We start from the raw sequence: 18,524 nt of genomic DNA on the forward strand, positions 1-18,524 counted from the left end.
ATCATATTTTTTCTGTTCGATTAATAAACTGTATAAAGCATAATTGGGAGGAAAAACAGATGTCACATACAAAAATAGTTGTAATTAAACTGAAACAGATTATATATGGAGTAATTTTTGCAGTACTTGGTATTATATTACTCGTATTACTTCTGGCTTTGTTTAAATCCGGCAAGAAGGATTCCGGGACGAATGAAGATAGCGCTAAGTATAAACCAGGCGTTTACTCTTCATTAGTTACCCTAAATGACAGTATACTTAACTTAGAAGTCGTTGTTGATAAAAATCACATCAACTCGGTTCAATTAATCAACCTGGATGAAGCAGTTACAACCTTGTACCCACTAGTAGAGCCGTCCATCATTTCCATTGCGAAACAGCTATGTAATGATGTCGATATTGCCTCTATTCAAATCTCCGAGGATAGCAAATACACACAGACTCTCCTATTAGATGCTATAGAGCAAACTTTGGAAAAGGCGCTTATCACACCAGTAGATCAGCAAGTAGAAACAAAATAATAACTTCCTTATCGTGCATAAATACATATGTGAGTACTTATCCTGACTTTCTTTCCCCAAAACGGGTTGTTGCAATTGTTTGCAGCAACCCATTTTTTATATCCTTATATTATGATTATCTTGAAATACTTTCTAAGTCTTTCATCCATAAAGAAACTGATGCATCACTTGGCATACGAAGATCACCACGTGGAGATACTGCAACGGAACCAACTTTGGGTCCATCCGGCAGACAAGAACGTTTATACTGTTGCTGAAAATATCTACGATAGAATATCATAAGCCAACGATAAATTATTTCCTTTGAATAGTCTCCCTCGAATGCATAAACTGCAAGACGATATATTTTCGAAGGTGAAAATCCAAACCTTAATACATAATACAAAAAGAAATCATGTAACTCATATGGTCCCACCACATCCTCTGTTTTTTGAGCAATCTCACCATCTTTTGGAGGAAGAAGTTCTGGACTTACTGGAGTATCTAAAACATCTTCTAATACCTTTTTAAGTGTATCACTCTTTGCTTCTGCTGCAAAATACGCTACAAGATAACGTACCAGAGTCTTTGGAACAGATGCATTTACGCCATACATCGACATATGGTCCCCATTATAGGTTGCAAAGCCCAAGGCAAGCTCCGACATATCTCCAGTACCAACAACGAACCCATTTACTTGACTTGCAATATCCATTAAAACCTGAGTACGTTCTCTCGCTTGTGAATTCTCAAACGTTAAATCATGAGTATTAATGTTATGACCAATATCTCTAAAATGAAGTTCAACTGCCTCATTAATTCTTATTTCACGTAATGTAGCGGACAGCTCCTTAACCAGCAGGATAGCATTTTGATACGTTCGATCTGTTGTTCCAAAACAAGGCATTGTAACCGCTATGATTCCCTTTGGATCAAGCCCTAACATATCAAAAGCCCTTTTTGCTACCAAAATTGCCAGAGTAGAATCTAGGCCACCTGAGATACCAAGCACAACAGATTTTGCTCCAATATGCTGGATACGTTTTTTTAGTCCTAACGCTTGTATATGAATAATTTCATTACAACGCTTTTCCCGTTCTTCCTTATTGGATGGTACAAATGGTGCTTTATCAATGAAACGCGTTAACTCTAACTCGAAATCATAAGTAGTATTATTTTCATCAGAGGTTGAACCATACTCTAGATAAGTATATTCTTTCTTCTCTTCCACAAGATAGGTTGAGATCCTTCTACGCTCCGAGATTAATTTTTCAAGATCAACTTCCGAAACGATAACTCCATTCACAAAACGTTCTGACTCCGCAATTACCGTTCCATTCTCCGCTATCATATTATGCCCTGAGAATACCAAATCTGTTGTAGATTCCCCTTCTCCGGCACTTGCATATAGATAACCACATACCAAACGTGCTGACTGATTACTCACCAATGTTTTTCGATAAATATCTTTTCCGGTAGTTTCATTACTAGCGGATAGATTTAAGATAATAGTTGCACCGGCTTCACATAACCCACCACTTGGTGGCTGTGGTACCCATAAATCTTCGCAGATTTCTATTCCTACTTTTAGATTAGGAATCTCTCTATGGCAAAAGATAAGATTGCTACCAAATGGTACTTTTTTATGATTTATTGTGACGTACTCTACGATATCATTTCCTCTTCTAAAATGACGTGCCTCATAAAATTCAGAATAGTTTGGAATATTTCGTTTTGGTACCATTCCAAGTAATTCTCCTTGATATAGTACTGCTGCAACATTAAATAAATTACCATCCTTTAGAAAAGGTAGTCCAACGGCTATTAGTGCATCAATATCCTTACTATACTCGATTAGCTTAGTTAACCCATCTAACGCTCCCTTTAATAAAGTGTTTTGTAAAAATAAATCTTGGCAGGTATATCCAGTAACACAGAGTTCTGGACATAAAATTACCATTGCTCCCTTTTGTCTTGCCTCTTCTATCCGATGAATTATTTCATTTACGTTATATTCACAATCAGCAACCTTAATATTCGGTGTTATAGCCGCTACTTTCACGAATCCGTGTTTCATTGTCTCTGTCCTTTCTTAATCCGAAACTTATCCTTATGTTATACTAAAAGCCATACATAAACTTAAGTGATATTATACCACATTCCTATTTGATTATCTATGTATTTTGCAGTCCCATTCCATTTCCTTCCTAATTTCAAATAGATACAGTGGTACAAACTAACACGTGATAACACTCTTCTTCTAAGATATATAAAATGATATACGATATTTTACTTTGGATCCATGTTGCAAATGCTTATACAAAATCAATAATGTATACATAACTTAGATTTACAAAAGAATAAATCATTATTATAATACAAGAAGTATCTAACTGTGTTCTAGGATGAAAATTTAGTTTTAGATACTATGTAATTATTTGATGTTATTTAGTTTTTAAGACGTGATGTAGTTTTAAGATATATCGGTTACTAACACCCCTGGGAGGATTCCTAATGTTACCACCTATAGAAAACAAAAATCATAATATGATGAATAATCAATTAATAGAACTCTTATCTAATTGCACTTTATGTCCAAGAGAATGTAGGGCCAATCGTTTTAATAAAACTGGCTATTGTGGCATGCCAGCAACCGTCTATGGCGCAAGAGCTGCTCTTCACCTATGGGAAGAACCTTGTATTACAGGAAAGGAAGGTTCGGGTACTGTTTTTTTTACTGGTTGTACACTTCGTTGTGTTTTTTGCCAAAATCATAATATTGCAAATGGTTCGGTTGGAAAGGAAATTACAATTGAGCATCTTTCTGAAATTTTTTTATCTCTTCAAGAAAAGGGCGCCACGAACATTAATCTGGTAACTCCAACTCACTATGTACCACAAATTGTCCATGCTCTAAAAATTGCGAAGCAAAATGGACTTATTCTTCCGATTATTTACAATACCAGTGGATACGAAAAAGTCTCTACTCTTAAATTATTAGATGGGTTCATCGATGTCTATCTACCTGATTTTAAATATATGGAAGAAGACCTTGCACTTCGTTATTCGAATGCTAAAGATTATCCTACCATTGCAAAGGAAGCGCTAAAAGAAATGGTTCGTCAGGTTGGTTCCCCTACCTTTAAAAAGGATAGGATAGTTCGTGGCGTCATTGTTCGCCACTTAGTCCTTCCAGGACATCGAACAGATTCCAAGAAGATACTACGATACCTTTATGAAACCTACCATGATACCATCTTTCTTAGTATTATGAATCAATATACCCCTCTTACTGGGTTGACAGATTACCCTGAGATCAATCGAAAAGTAACAAAGAGAGAGTACAACGATGTCATCGATTATGCCATTGCGCTTGGGATTACAAATGCGTTCATGCAAGAAGGTCAAACTGCAAGTGAAAGTTTTATTCCTGAATTTAGTTTTGAAGGAATCTAGAGCCAGGGATGGCTTCTTTTTGCTTCGCAATCACTCACGACACCCTTGCTATTGGCTCTGTCTTTTCACTTCAAGGGCAGACTAAGGTCTTTAACCCTTAAGACTGCATCCATACTGGGTACTTTGTCGCGCCGAATCCATAGGGTGAGTGTGCATCTCTCGGAGAGTTTTATTAGATAGGAAATTGCGTTGTAATTTCCTATCTAATAAAAAAAAGACAGCAAACGCTGTCTTAAAAAATCTTTTTTTTATAACCCCCAAAATGCCGGTTCCTGTATTTTGACTCCTAGCACAAGCTAGGTGGGTAACCGCAAGTAAGTTTCTGCCTTCCACTGCAAACGGAGGCTTGACATCCGCTTACCAATATAGGAATCCCTTTTAAAGTATTGTAGGTTCAAAATAACAAGAGTATCGAGCACCCCAGGTAGTTAACTTGGTATTATTATATCCCAATTTTATGACTTTTTCAAGTATTAATAGAATGTAAATATTGGTTTCCAATATTAATTACATTATATGTCGAATTATCACCTTTGTTCCAATTCTTCCTCTGTTATATAATCAAATGAGAATACAAATTCAGTACCAACCGAAAGGGTACTGAATACTTCAATTGTTCCTTCATGTTTCAAAGCAATTTGACGTGCGATAGCAAGCCCAAGACCAGATCCCTTTGCATTTTGACGTAACTTTGATTTATAAAATTTATCAAATATACTAGACAATTCCTCTGTGGCAATTCCAATACCTTCATCTCGAATCGAAATACGAAGTTTTTCTCCTCTGGTTATTGTGATATATATCGTTGAATCTTCCTTAGAAAATTTAATTGCATTATCACAAATTACTAAAAACATCTGACGCAAGCGGTCATAATCTCCATACATCAATTGTACGTCATGATCATTCTCTAAACATACGCTGATGCGCTTTTCTTTCCCCATTGTTCTAACTGTCTTTAAGATATCATCAAAAACTTGAGTTAAATTAACAGGCTCTTTTTCAATGACAAAATCAGGATTTTGCATTTTCGCTAATATTAAGAGATCTCCAACCAAACGCTCCATACTTTTACATTCTAATAGCATCTTCTGATAATATTGCTGCTTTGTGGATTCCTCTTCAATTACACCGTCAACTAAGCCCTCCGTATATGCGCGTACTACAGTAATTGGTGTTCTAAGCTCATGGGATACATTAGCAAAGAAGTCCATTCGCATTTGATCAAGATTCTTTCTAACAACCTCATTTTCCATTAACTTATCCGTTAATAAATCAATAGTTCTAGCTAAATCTCCAATTTCATCTTTCCTATCAATTCCTGTTTTAGACTCATATTTTTTTTCTGCTAACAATAAAGCTGTTTGACGCATCTTCGCGATTGGTCTGACTAGCTGCCTAGCAAAAACAATTGCAAAGATAAAAGATACAATTAAAGCAACTACCATACTGAGGTAAATCATTGATTTGGTATCCCTAATTGACTCTGTTTGTCGCTCTACTTCTGCATTCAATAAGATTGCACCACATACCTCACCATTCGCACCTTTGACTGGAACTCCAACAGAAATCACATCAAAACCATAAGTTTTACTATAACTAATCCGGTAAGTATCTTCACCCGCAAACGCGCCTAGATATATTTCTTGATACTCTTTGGTTAAAGCTTGTAAATCCATCGTTGTCATATCAGGATTCATAGGTGCACTGGCGTTCGGGTTCGAAACTACCCAAACATCCTGTGCAACAATACCAACTTCAAGAAGAACCTTTATATAAGACAAACTGCTTTCATAGTCTTTGTCAATGATAAATTCATTATACCTCTTTGCAATAGCCTTCGCTTGACTAAATAATTGCTGCCTTGTATTATTTTTTGTTGCCTTTTCACTTAGCTGAAGAAAAACACTTCCAAGCACAAGAGCAAAAAGCAAAACCATAAGTGCATAATTTACATATACTTTAAAAAATAAGCGATTATATAATCTGCTCTTTTTTTTTATTTTATCTTGAGTAGTTCCAGATGCCTCTTCCATTCCTTTGCTAATTAAATCTATATTCTTCTCATTCATCGCACATCTTCATCAATCTCAAATTTGTATCCTACACCCCAAATCGTTTTGATGGACCAATTTGGATGATCTATCGCATCAAGTTTTGCTCGCAAGCGTTTTATATGGGAATCTACAGTTCGACTGTCACCAAAATAATCAAAGCCCCATAGACTATCAAGCAGGTTATCTCTCGTAAAAACTTTATTTGGATTACTAGCCAAAGTCCACATGGTTTCGATTTCCTTTTTTGTTAAAGAAATCTTAGTGCCACCGATATGTAACGTATATTCCTCCAGATTAATCTCTAAGTTTGAGAAGGCTAATACATTCTCTGAAATTTGTTCTTTTTCCTTCTTAGTCATTCGCCGTAACACCGCTCGGACTCGTGCCATAACCTCACTCGGACTAAAAGGTTTTACTATATAATCATCAGCACCAATGTCTAGCCCCATAATCTTTTCAAAGTCTTCTCCACGGGCTGTAATTAATATAACTGGTACGTCAGATTTTGCTCTGATTTTTCGGCAGACCTCATAACCATCTTCCTTCGGCATCATAACATCTAATAATACAACGGCTGGGTTGTATTGTCGAAACATCCGGATTGCTTCTTCCCCATCGGCAGCAATCACCGGTACTAAATCTTCCTTTTTCGCATAGGCTGCCAGTACATCTGTAATATCTGGATTATCATCTGCAATAAGAATATGTTGCACTTAAGCCACCTCCATCTCAACATCACAACTTTATCTTATGAATAATTATATTAAATGATACAAATACTAAGGGTATAATAAAACTTATATGAGATTACCTATATTGTATTTTATTACATAATAACCCAAGTATATCTACATTATATTGAATAAAGTCATATAAGACAAGAGTTTTTTCGAAATAAAATCTTAATATTTTAGCATAGATTCTTAAGATTTTTTAACGTTTTGCCATTATTCTGACAAAATATCCTTTTATACTAGACTTGGATGTGACACAAAGAAAAATAGTAAGGAGGACTATGTTATGACCTATAGCAAATTTAAAAAGTGCATATTTGTCCTTAGTTTCCTACTTATCTTTGTATTGTTTTTGCCTTTTACCGGTAAGGGCTCTGAGGCTTATGCAAAAACAAATACAGAAGAGACTTCTTCTGCCTCAAAAGATACCCAATCCGAAATAAAATTAAATGTAAAAAGCAAAGATTTAGTGAAAGGCAAAACTTATTCACTAAAAGTATACAATGTTACAGAAACTCAAACCATCACTTACAAATCCAGTGATACCAATATAGTCACTGTAGATGATAAGGGCGATATTACTGGTGTTGAGATAGGAACCGCATCGGTTACCGTTACTGTAAAAGAAGGTAATAAGACAATTGGAACCTTACAATGTGATATCAATGTTGGCGTACCAGCGATTAGTATTCGTTTTACTAAAACAGAGTTAAAGATGGCTCTCGGTCAGAAGACTACATTGAAGTATATCATTGCTCCGTATAATACTGTCGAAACTGCAAAATTCTCCTCTGCCGATTCTTCGATTGTCTCAATTAGTTCTGGTGGTAGAGTTACTGCAAAGGGAGTTGGAGTTACTACGGTTTATGCAATTGTTGATAATGGAATAACAAAATGTACCATCACAGTGGTAGAAAAAGATGACACAATTCAATTTGAAGATGGCGATGAGTTCGTGGAGCCAAGTAAAACTCCAGAAGCGACCATAAGTCCAACAGCAAAAACTACTTCTAATCAGTCATCTGGCTCAGCAAAATAATTTAGATAGACCATCCTTTCGATGGTCTATTTTTTTTCCAATAATTTTGATTTTTTTGAGAATACTATCGATAAGGAACTCAGCAAAGAAAGATACGTTTCGCGTTCTTCCTTGCCATGATTTAAATTTCGGAGGTCTTTATGATATTTTCCTCAAGTATATTTCTCCTGGTATTTTTACCCTTCGTATTAATAATATACTATACTCTCTATTCCCAACGGTTGGCTCAAAATATTTTTTTATTTTTAGTCAGTCTACTCTTCTATGCCTGGGGAGAACCTTGGTTTGTATTAATTATGCTTCTCTCCATCCTTGTTAATTATGCAATCGGCCTAAATATTGATTTGCATCGCAACAATCAGGTAATTAGTAAAATTTTACTTACTATCACCGTGCTATATAACCTTAGTATCATCTTTCTATATAAATACCTGGCATTTACCATAACTAATATTAACACACTTTTCTCACTAACGCTACCAGTTCCAGATATTGTACTCCCTATCGGAATTTCATTCTTTACTTTTCAAGCTATCTCCTATGTCATTGATGTTTATCGAGGTCAAGGGGAAGTTCAAAAAAATCCGTTAAATGTTGGCCTTTATATCGCCCTATTCCCTCAGTTAATTGCAGGTCCTATCGTTCGCTACGAAACGATTGCGAATCAAATTAATCATAGAAAAGAGAATATAGCAGACTTTTCTGAAGGCTGTGTTCGTTTTATTATCGGTTTATCAAAAAAAGTATTATTATCCAATAACTTCGCTATTGTAGCAGATAAGGCTTTTTCACTACCAAATGATCAACTGTCTACAGCATTTGCGTGGCTTGGAGCAATTTCGTACTCGTTTCAAATCCTTTTTGACTTTTCTGGATACTCCGATATGGCAATTGGACTTGGCAAGATGTTTGGTTTTCATTTTGATGAAAACTTTAATTACCCTTATATCTCTGCTTCCATTTCGGAATTTTGGAGAAGATGGCATATCTCCTTAGGTAGTTGGTTCCGTGATTATGTATACTTCCCACTAGGTGGAAGTAGGGTGGATTCCAAATGGAAACTTATACGTAACCTGTTTATTGTCTGGGTATTGACCGGAGTATGGCATGGAGCAAATTGGACCTTCATTGCTTGGGGTTTTTTATATTTTTTATTAATAACTATAGAAAAATTAACTCGTTTTGAAAGAACTTCTGGATTAAGAATCGTAAGGCACATTTATACCTTATTCTTTGTATGCCTTGGCTGGGTATTGTTCCGCTCTATTGATCTATCTCAAGCATGTACGTATCTTGGCTCAATGTTTGGAATAGGTGGTCGTTACACAGATTCTCTGGCAAGATTTTATTTTCTAGATAATTTAATTTTTATAATTTTTGCAGTTATTTGCTCTATGCCTCTTTTGCCATACATGAAAAAACGTTTCCATTATCACGATTTAAAAATCAGCTATATCCTAACCCCTATTTTTTATATTGTGTTATTTTTTGTATCACTCACCTATATTATAAAGGGTGCTTACAATCCTTTTATCTATTTCAACTTTTAACGTTATTATGGGGTTGGTGTGAAAAATCAAGATTTTTCACATGAAAATTTGGACTAGCACACAAAGTTACCCTCTTTATTAAAAGGCGCTGAAAAGCAGAATAGGGGTTAAGATGGACAATAAAAAAAACTCATTGCATATTGGAAGACTAATTACAGCAATATTATTTCTCCTTGTGATTATGTTTTATTTTATTATTTTATGGATGAACTCACCAAAAATAATTTTGGAGATTAAAAGCTCAGTTAAAAATTCTTTCATAGAAAATGTGGATCAAGATTTTGAGAATGGTAAGCTTAACGATGAGGTGATTGAAGATAGAACAATTGCTACTAAAACCTCATTTTCAGAAAAGCTTGGCAATATATTCTCAAAAACAGAGTCTGTAATCAATGATTCTATTCCTGGCAAACTATCCTTGATTGATTGGAATGGCTTGACACAACGGCTTTTACTAAAACGTATGATACCAGAACCAAATGATAACAATACCGTCTATAAAATGGATAATGGCCAGTTAACCTATACTTATCCAGATATTGGGGTGCGAATTGCTCATAAGAATTTTACAGTACTAAATAGATATCTTAAATCAGTCGGAACAAAACTCCTCTATGTACAAGCACCATACAAAGTAAACCAGGATAATAATGAGTTACCTTATGGTTTAGAAGACTATCCTAACAAAAATGCTGATAAATTGCTAGAAGGTCTACAAAAACTTAATATTGATTTTATAGATTTTCGAGAGGTCTTCTCCAATAACTTTTTAGATTACAAAAAACTTTTTTATAACACAGATCATCATTGGACAACAGAAACTGCTTTTTTTGCTTATCAGTATCTCCTTGATTATATAGAGAAAAATTATGGTTTCCAATATAATAAACAGACTTATAATGGAGCAAATTACAATCAACTCACCTTAAAGCAATCCTTTATAGGTTCTTTAGCAAATAGAGTTGGAAAATGGTATGCTGGTATTGACGATTTTACTTTTATTTATCCAAAATTTAAAACCAAGCTCACTTATATGAAATATGATGCGAATGGGTCCCTCTATCTAGTTCGAAATGGTACCTTTGAAGAATCCGTATTCTATCCAGAACGCATGGATAATCCAGATACTCCTCTTGCTTATCGGGATAACTGCTACCTTGGTGGTAACCCTGATCTCGGCCGAATCATTAATCATAAAGTGCATAAAGGAAAGATTTTATTTGTCCAAGATTCTTTTGGTAAACCGATTGCTTCTTTTATGGCTCTAAACTTTCATGAGGTTGACATTATAGATTTGCGTTATTTTACTGAAAGTTATTTAATGGATTTTATTAAAGACGAAACCATACCTTATGACTATGTTGTTATTTTGTATAACCCTTCTGCATTAAAGCGTTCCACTTATTATAGACAATTTCGGTTTTATGATTATGAATAAAAATTATAAAGTAGATTGTATTTACTAAGTGTAAAATCGGATAATCGCATTCCACTTTCGCTACTAGCTCTACCGCATTACCACTATTTTTTGATTTTAAAACAGGGAAGCCCTCCGCTTACAGAAGCGGTGGACTTCCCTGTTTAGGTTGAATTATTGGACGATAATCGTTTGAATAGGTCCATAACCATTTTTGTTGTAACCATAAACCTTTACTGTTTCACCAGCTACAAGTTTAGGTACTTTAATAGAAAATGTTCCATCTTCAGATATAGTTCCTTGATAATTTACATTATTAATCTTAGCAAAAACTTTTGTTTTTGAATTTTTAACAGTTACATTTTCAACGGAATCTAACAAGAAAATATCAACTTTGCCTTCAATGATCTCCATGCCGCTGGACAAATTCTTCACCTTTGGCATATCAGGAGCATACTTTTCTACAGTTACTACAAGCGGATCACTCATTGTTGTTAAGTTCATCGCATTAAACGTTACTATAGTGCCAGAATCCACCTTATCTATGGAGAAGCTATGAACATACCCTTTCTGCTTCTCGCTATATTTTCCCTGTTTGGATTCATAAAGCGTATTTCCAACCAGAGCATAAAGCATACAATCTTGATTAGTCACTACTTTCATTGTCTTATTGGTGTTGGTAAGTTTGGTAATAAGTTTTGGAACTCCTGGCTTTTCATACTTCACAATTTTAGAGTCAAATGCTAATAACTTTCCTAAATTATTACGCTGATATGCATATACCATCTCACCAGATATTAACTTTTCTTTTAATTTGTAAGTGAAATCTCCATTGTCGTTGGTAGTTCCATTAACAATTGCTTTTCCAGTTTCAGTTGGAATCACAAGTGTGACTTCTCTTTCCGGTAAATAAGTAATGTTTATTTCTTTTGTACCATATTCTATATCGCCTATTGTTAGTTTACCAAATTTGTCATAACTTGATATATCTTCTACTGTAACAGTAGTATGCTTACTATAACGATAGTCCTTGTTATTTATATCTTCAGCATATATGGTGATTTGTTTCCCATATGGTAATGTTGTACCAAGATCAATAGCAAAATATCCACTTTCATCTGTCATATCTTTAATTATAACATCGTCATACTTAACTGTAATCGATAACTGTTTATTATCCGATGATGACTTAACACTACCATAAATTACAGAATCAATATTGGTTAATGACATAACGTCTGGAGTATAAGGTCCACCTTTTAATACGGTTGTCGAAGTGACTCTGCTTATTCTACCAACATGATCAATGTTATATAGCTTAACATTAGAACCTACCTCAATATCAGGAAGATACATTTTAAACCTTCCATCTTTATCCAGTATTTCGTCAACTTCAATAATACTATAACCATCTAAATCCAAATCCGCGCATAATTCAAGTCTTTCTTTGCCACCGAACTTTGGAACATATACTCTACGTCTGATATCAACTATAGCAATTACCAATGCTCCATCTTCGTTTGTCATACCTGTTAACGCCTCTGCATTATTATAATATTTATCAACAGACAATACATCAGGGCCACTTTTTTTAACTTTTACTTTAACTTTCGCACTTACTCGATCATTCACTTCGTCTTTTTGATAAACATTAAGGTAGGTTCCTGCCTTCTGAGCTGGAACTGAGACACTATAAGAACCATCCATTAACGATTTACTTTGATAGCTTTTGCCATCTGGAGTCTCAACAATAACGGTTACATTACCTTCTGCTCTACCTGTTACTGACGCTTTTTTGTTACTATATGACCATACCTTTGGTGCTGCCATTTCTTTTACACCGATATTATCAACAACTAGAGTATATAACTTCTTCGCACCGTTATTATCTTCCACTAGAATTGAACACTTTACATTGCTCGTAATCTTAAACCTATGGTTATCAACTGTTCTTGCAAGTATCCAATCACCAGCCACCCAAGTTTGGTCTCCTAAAATATACTTTACACTCTTAATACCTGCGCTTGAAAATGCATCGACATAAATTTCATAGCCTGTAGCGATAGGATCTAAAACTCCTGGAGCTACGACAATATGAGGTTCATCAATTTTATTATTCTCCTTTTTACTGCATAAATAATAATTATACTCCTCTGTTTTCACTAGCGTTTTGTCATACCAAGTTTTTGCTTTCGTAAAATCATCCGCCATTGCTGGAAGACTTAGAATGAATTTTTGATCCTTCTTTAAAGCTAAACTCCAGTTATTATCAACGAAAGGCTCATAAGCTCCGGCCTTTACTTCATTTTGTAAAAATTCTGTTATTAATACTTGAGTACGATATAAGTTACGTACCATTTGTGTCTTTGCCCACTTAAATAATGGATTTGTATTCGCTAAGGAGGAAAGTGAATTTGCTGCAATAATGAACTCCATATCATCCGTTACGGCTTTTCCATTATAAGTTAGCTCTGTGATTCTTCTTGTATTATTTATCTTAATACCATTAATATTATATCTAGGCTCTACATAAGGATCAATTGTATAATAGATTCCATCAAACACAAAATAGTTCTGCCATTGATCTGCCCATTCATCTGCTATTAACATGGTACCATCTTTATCTTTTGGGTCCATCGTATTATACATACCAGCACACCATTCCATCCACTCACGTAACTGTGCACCAGTCACTTTATAAAGACAAGTATACTGACGATATGATTGAAGCGTAAATAAATCGGACTGCTTTACTTGTCCACTAATTTGAACATAATCATCTGCGGAGTTTGCACCATAGCTATAGTTCGATGCAGCAGCGATTACTGGGTAATTTGCATATGTTTTATCAAACCGCTCAATATACCTTCTAGCATAGGCGATTCTTGCGTCATTTTGTAATTGTAGTGCATTACTATCCTCTAGCAAACTAAAGAAGTTTTGAATGGTTGCTCCGTCTTTTATATTAGCAACGACATGAGAACGATAGCTTTCCATCTCCTCTTTCCATTCAGATAGAGTATCAACGATTGCCTTGTTTTCTGTCGTTTTATAATCAGAAACATGACGATTCGAACCTTTCCTAGAAACGATTTCAAACTTATCTGCAGTTTGATCATATTCAAGAGTTAAATCTGCAATTCCAATCGAACGGGCTAAATTCTTTCCCATTACCATAACTTTTCCATTCACAATCCCATTTACAGGGTCAACCCCTGACATAGAATTATAATAAAGATTCGATTTTGGATCTGGGAAGGCATTGTGCTCATGTCCACATAGTACAACATCTACCTCATCAATTTTAGTCAAGGCGTAAGCAGCATTCGTAGCCATATATTCAGGTTCTTCCTCACCAAAGCCAGAGTGAACTAAAGCTACTACAATATCTGCACCTTGTTCCTTTAGTAACTTTGATTCCTTACGGACATTTTCTACAATGTCTTCCCCTTTCCATATACCAGTATAGTCATCCGTCTTTGTCGATAAAGTAGGAATCGTTTCTCCAATGATACCAATATTAAGAGTAACCTTTTTCCCGGATTCCGTTACCACTTCACGGGTTATCATCATATTTTGTAAAAAGGGATAGGAATTGTCTTTTGAGTTTTTTAAATTAGAAACAACTACTTTATCTATTAAACCAGCACCTGCGAGCTGCTGTAATATATAGTCTTTTCCATAATCAAAATCATGATTTCCTAAGGTGATTGCATCATATCCTACCAATGCCATCGCTTGATATATTGGTTGAATAGCGTCCGAATCCTGATCCATAATATATTCCATACTAGCATCGAATAGAACATCACCAGCATCCAGGGTAACCGCATTACTTCTTCCTACTTCTTCCCTTGCTTTTTCAATTAATTGATAAGCACGAGATAATCCAGAGTTTGGAAAGCTAGTACCTCCAATATAGTCTGTACTGCTGACTGTACCATGTAAATCCGTTGTTAGAATAAATCTAAAATTTACCTTTTCTTTTTCTTCCTTTTTCTTTGAATTATCCTGATTTTTATCTGAAGTGGCGCCCGTAGCCGCTTTCTTCTCTGCCTGGGTTTCGGTCGAACTATTTTCCTGTTTCGTATTCTCTGTAGTGGCAGCCATTGCCTGTTTTTCTGGTACTCCTGCTGCCAAACATCCTGCTGTCATAGCAACGGCCAGCAGGGCTGTAATTGTTTTCTTTAAGTACTTCTTCATTGTTTTATAAGCCATTTCATCATCCTACCTTTTGCCTTTAGTTAACGACATTGCTATCCTTACTATCTTTTAATGTTAGTGAAAAATTAAGGCAAAGATAAGTCAAAAGATTAAACAATTCATAACAGTTATGAAGTAATTATTGATATGAAAAGAAGTTCTAAGACTATATTAAGTAGCATTAGAACTTTTTCTCATACTTTCCTATAAAAAATCTATGATTCACAGTATTAATGAAGAAGTTTCCTTATTCTTTAGCTAAGCATTCCACCCAACATACCACTTGCCGCAATCATTAATAGTTTTTTACCATACTCTAGGAAATCGACCGGGTTATCTCCCTTCACTAAAAGAGATATTAATATGTACACAATAAAGTAGACCATAGCTGCTATTAGTCCCCATAGAAATCTCTTTTGTTCTACATGCTTTCCAAGATAAAAACTCCCAATGAATACTGATAGTACAGTAATTGCAATTACTGCCACACTAACTGCTGTTCCTCCCATACCTGTTAGATGCATCATAAAAGAAACAATAAGTAGTAAAAACAAGGTTATAACATACGAAGTAACCAAGGACTTTAATAAATAAACCGCTCGAGATTTCGTTGCAGACATCCTCTCCATCTTCTTTTCCTTTCTATATGTACAAAATTCTAGTGTATTATATGAGCGAAAACAGGCTATTATAACCTTAGTTTGCATAGATACTTTACTCATGTTATACTAAAATCATGCATAAGAAAGGACGGATGAATCATGAAGTATGTTGACCTCCATGTACATACGAATGTATCAGATGGAACTCTTACCCCAACAGAAGTAGTTAACTTAGCTGTACAAAAGAAATTAGCCGCCATTGCTATCACAGATCATGACACCATCTATGGAATTGAAGAAGCAAAAAAAGCTGTTGCGACACAACAAAAAAATGGATATGAACTAGAACTGATTCCCGGAGTAGAAATCTCCGCTGAATATAAGAAAAAAGATATCCATATCCTTGGCTTATTTGTCAATGAAAAGGATATACATTTACAAGAAATTCTATCAAATGCACTTGACGAACGAGACCAACGTAACCAAAAAATGATAAATAACCTAAGAGCTGATAATATCGATATTACGCTGGATGCTCTTTTATTTGATGAACCAAACACAGTAATAACAAGAGCTCATTTTGCACGTTTTTTAATTGAGCATGGTTATGCTAAAAATAACAACGAAGCCTTCTCTAAATATCTAGGATATGATACAAAGTACTATGTTCCTAGAAATTATTTAACACCAAAAGATGCTATTTTATTAATATTACGTGCTGGAGGTATCCCTGTCTTAGCACATCCACTCTTATATCATCTAACTTTAGAGGAACTCGACGATCTTATTTCTGAACTTAAGAGCTTTGGACTTGTAGGAATAGAAACAATTTACTCCACGAATACGGGCTTTGATGAAGGAATTATTAGACGCTATGTAAATAAATATGGATTATTAATGACAGGTGGTAGCGATTTTCATGGTAGCAACAAACCTCACATTGAGCTTGGCAGCGGTATGGGTAATTTAAAAATTCCATATCAAATTGTAACAATGTTAAAGGATTATCTTAATAGAAAATAGTAGTAACAAGAAAAGCACGCTTTTCGAGCTTTTTGTTGCTAGAAACAAGGAAAAGTACGCCTCGTGAACTTTTCCTTGTCATGAATAAAAAAGCCATTGAAATACAATAACTTGTTTTCAATGGCTTTTTTTCTACTATTAAGTTCTCTTATTCTATAAATGATTTCTTCTTAGATGATTTCTTCTATAAAATAATTCTTCTTTAAATTATTTATTCTCTTCCGTAGCTGGTTTTTCAACTTCAACAACCGCTGACTTCTTCATAGGTATTCTACAGTTCTTATTGTTACCAAACTCTACAATAATAACTTCATCCATTACGTCGATTACAACACCATAGAAACCACTGGTTGTTAATACACTATCACCAATCTCAAGTGAAGATATTAATGCATTCATCTGTTTTTGTTGCTTCTTCTGTGGACGAATAGCCATGAAATAGAACAAACCACCGATGATAATAATGTATCCTATCATCCATGTCCATGACATTGCTCCTCCCGTTGCTGCACCGTCTGCTAAAAATACTAATTGATTCATAGTAATCCTCCTATAGATTCTCATTATAATTCAATGCTGCTGATTCACTAATTTCCCTGTTCTGCAGCAAATCCTTCTAATTTCTTCTTCTTATAATTTGCAAAATTTTGATTTTCTATTGCTTCTCTAATCTCTTCCATCATCTTGTTGTAAAAATACAGGTTGTGTGTTACTAAGAAACGTAACCCTAGCATTTCTTTTGCTTTTAACAGGTGACGGATATAACCACGACTATAGGTCTTACAAACTGGACAACCACAACCTTCTTCAATCGGACGATCGTCTAGTTCATACTTTGCATTGAGTAAGTTCATTTTACCATGATTTGTATAAGCATGTCCATGTCTACCATTTCTGGCTGGATATACACAATCGAAGAAATCTACTCCTCGTTCCACTGCTTCTAATATATTCGCAGGAGTTCCCACTCCCATCAAATAAGTAGGTTTCGCTTCTGGAAGGTAAGGAACTGTTTCTTCAATGATTCGATACATATCGTCATGAGATTCCCCAACGGCAAGTCCTCCTAGCGCATAACCATCCAAATCAAGCTCTGAGATTCTCTTTGCATGCTCAATACGAATGTCTGCATAGGTTCCCCCCTGATTGATACCAAATAACATCTGATGTTTGTTAATCGTATCTTCTAGAGTATTTAACTTTTTCATTTCATTCTTACATCGTATTAACCAACGTGTAGTTCTAGCAACGGAATCCTCCATATACTCTCTTGTTGCTGGATGTGGAGGGCACTCATCAAATGCCATAGCAATGGTAGATGCTAAATTAGATTGAATTCTCATACTCTCTTCCGGTCCCATAAAAATCTTACGACCATCTACATGAGAGTTAAAGTAGACTCCCTCTTCTTTTATCTTTCTAAGACCAGCTAAGGAAAATACTTGAAAACCACCCGAGTCTGTTAATATAGGCTTATCCCATACCATAAATTTATGAAGACCACCCATCTTCTTTACAACTTCATCTCCTGGTCTTACATGAAGATGGTAGGTGTTACTAAGCTCAACTTGTGTTCCTATTTCTTGCAAATCCATTGTGGATACTGCACCCTTAATGGCTGCTGCCGTGCCGACATTCATAAATACCGGGGTTTGTATCTTCCCATGTACGGTTGTAAATTCGCCACGCTTCGCATTTCCATCTTTACAGATTAATTTGTACATTTTTACTCCATTCTGCACATGTTTTTACTCTTTGTGTTGAAATGAGTTTTCTCGCTTTCAGCACTTTGTCCTAATTTTTCCGTACTACGTACCGTAGTACAAGTATACCTTCATTGCACCTGTTTTTCAACTAAATTTTTTCTAAACGGTTTTATTTGCTTCTTTCATATTGTTAACAATATTTCCATTTATAGTCATACATTTATTTTCCTTTGTCTA

Annotated in this window: 13 protein-coding genes and 1 other RNA gene; 6 read left to right on the forward strand and 8 right to left on the reverse strand. The window is 35.1% G+C overall.

What is annotated here, in order from left to right; translation table 11 throughout:
* Positions 1-59: 59 nt before the first annotated feature.
* Positions 60-521 (forward strand): hypothetical protein, encoded by a 462-nt coding sequence (locus CC92_RS0108695; RefSeq protein ID WP_029503281.1) that lies wholly within the window; start codon positions 60-62, stop codon positions 519-521.
* A gap of 115 nt (positions 522-636) precedes the next feature.
* Here the strand turns inward: CC92_RS0108695 and CC92_RS0108700 are convergent, their stop codons facing one another.
* Positions 637-2,577 carry an NAD(+) synthase gene (locus CC92_RS0108700; protein WP_029503280.1) on the reverse strand — a complete coding sequence of 647 codons (1,941 nt, stop codon included), beginning with the start codon at positions 2,575-2,577 and terminating at the stop codon, positions 637-639.
* Between the two features lie 437 nt (positions 2,578-3,014).
* On the opposite strand from CC92_RS0108700, the gene CC92_RS0108705 reads away from it, so the two are divergent.
* Entirely contained in the window at positions 3,015-3,956 is a 942-nt protein-coding gene (locus tag CC92_RS0108705; protein WP_242841351.1) for a radical SAM protein, read from the forward strand.
* Positions 3,957-4,206: 250 nt separating this feature from the next.
* Here the strand turns inward: CC92_RS0108705 and ssrS are convergent.
* From ssrS to CC92_RS0108715, 3 genes are all read right to left on the reverse strand, one after another.
* A non-coding RNA gene (gene ssrS, locus CC92_RS22155) (6S RNA) lies at positions 4,207-4,386 on the reverse strand.
* Positions 4,387-4,483: 97 nt separating this feature from the next.
* A complete protein-coding gene (locus tag CC92_RS0108710) occupies positions 4,484-6,028 on the reverse strand; it encodes a sensor histidine kinase (protein ID WP_051650750.1) in 1,545 nt (514 codons plus the stop codon).
* Positions 6,025-6,726: a response regulator transcription factor gene (locus tag CC92_RS0108715; protein ID WP_029503276.1), complete on the reverse strand. Its 702-nt coding sequence runs from the start codon at positions 6,724-6,726 to the stop codon at positions 6,025-6,027. Before CC92_RS0108715 ends, CC92_RS0108710 begins: the two co-directional genes overlap by 4 nt.
* 307 nt (positions 6,727-7,033) lie before the next feature.
* On the opposite strand from CC92_RS0108715, the gene CC92_RS0108720 reads away from it, so the two are divergent.
* The 3 genes from CC92_RS0108720 to CC92_RS0108730 all read left to right on the forward strand — a co-directional run bounded on the left by CC92_RS0108720 (position 7,034) and on the right by CC92_RS0108730 (position 10,774).
* A complete protein-coding gene (locus CC92_RS0108720) occupies positions 7,034-7,786 on the forward strand; it encodes an Ig-like domain-containing protein (protein ID WP_029503275.1) in 753 nt (250 codons plus the stop codon).
* 140 nt (positions 7,787-7,926) lie between these two features.
* Positions 7,927-9,336, forward strand: coding sequence for an MBOAT family O-acyltransferase (locus tag CC92_RS0108725; protein ID WP_029503274.1), 1,410 nt, complete (start codon positions 7,927-7,929; stop codon positions 9,334-9,336).
* A 112-nt stretch (positions 9,337-9,448) separates the two neighbouring features.
* Positions 9,449-10,774, forward strand: coding sequence for an alginate O-acetyltransferase AlgX-related protein (locus CC92_RS0108730; RefSeq protein WP_029503273.1), 1,326 nt, complete (start codon positions 9,449-9,451; stop codon positions 10,772-10,774).
* 153 nt (positions 10,775-10,927) lie between these two features.
* On the opposite strand, the gene CC92_RS0108735 is transcribed toward CC92_RS0108730, so the two are convergent.
* Together CC92_RS0108735 and CC92_RS0108740 are read right to left on the reverse strand one after the other, a co-directional pair.
* Positions 10,928-14,971: an Ig-like domain-containing protein gene (locus tag CC92_RS0108735; protein ID WP_029503271.1), complete on the reverse strand. Its 4,044-nt coding sequence runs from the start codon at positions 14,969-14,971 to the stop codon at positions 10,928-10,930.
* A 239-nt stretch (positions 14,972-15,210) separates the two neighbouring features.
* Positions 15,211-15,585 carry a TIGR04086 family membrane protein gene (locus CC92_RS0108740; RefSeq protein WP_029503270.1) on the reverse strand — a complete coding sequence of 125 codons (375 nt, stop codon included), beginning with the start codon at positions 15,583-15,585 and terminating at the stop codon, positions 15,211-15,213.
* A 132-nt stretch (positions 15,586-15,717) separates the two neighbouring features.
* On the opposite strand from CC92_RS0108740, the gene CC92_RS0108745 reads away from it, so the two are divergent.
* Positions 15,718-16,581, forward strand: coding sequence for a PHP domain-containing protein (locus CC92_RS0108745; RefSeq protein ID WP_029503269.1), 864 nt, complete (start codon positions 15,718-15,720; stop codon positions 16,579-16,581).
* Positions 16,582-16,788: 207 nt separating this feature from the next.
* Here the strand turns inward: CC92_RS0108745 and yajC are convergent, their stop codons facing one another.
* Positions 16,789-17,121 (reverse strand): preprotein translocase subunit YajC, encoded by a 333-nt coding sequence (gene yajC / locus CC92_RS0108750; protein WP_029503268.1) that lies wholly within the window; start codon positions 17,119-17,121, stop codon positions 16,789-16,791.
* Positions 17,122-17,168: 47 nt separating this feature from the next.
* Entirely contained in the window at positions 17,169-18,305 is a 1,137-nt protein-coding gene (tgt, locus tag CC92_RS0108755) for a tRNA guanosine(34) transglycosylase Tgt (RefSeq protein WP_029503267.1), read from the reverse strand.
* Positions 18,306-18,524 lie beyond the last annotated feature (219 nt).

The organism is Lachnoclostridium phytofermentans, from assembly GCF_000733755.1.
Classification (GTDB): Bacteria; Bacillota; Clostridia; order Lachnospirales; family Lachnospiraceae; genus Lachnoclostridium; species Lachnoclostridium phytofermentans_A.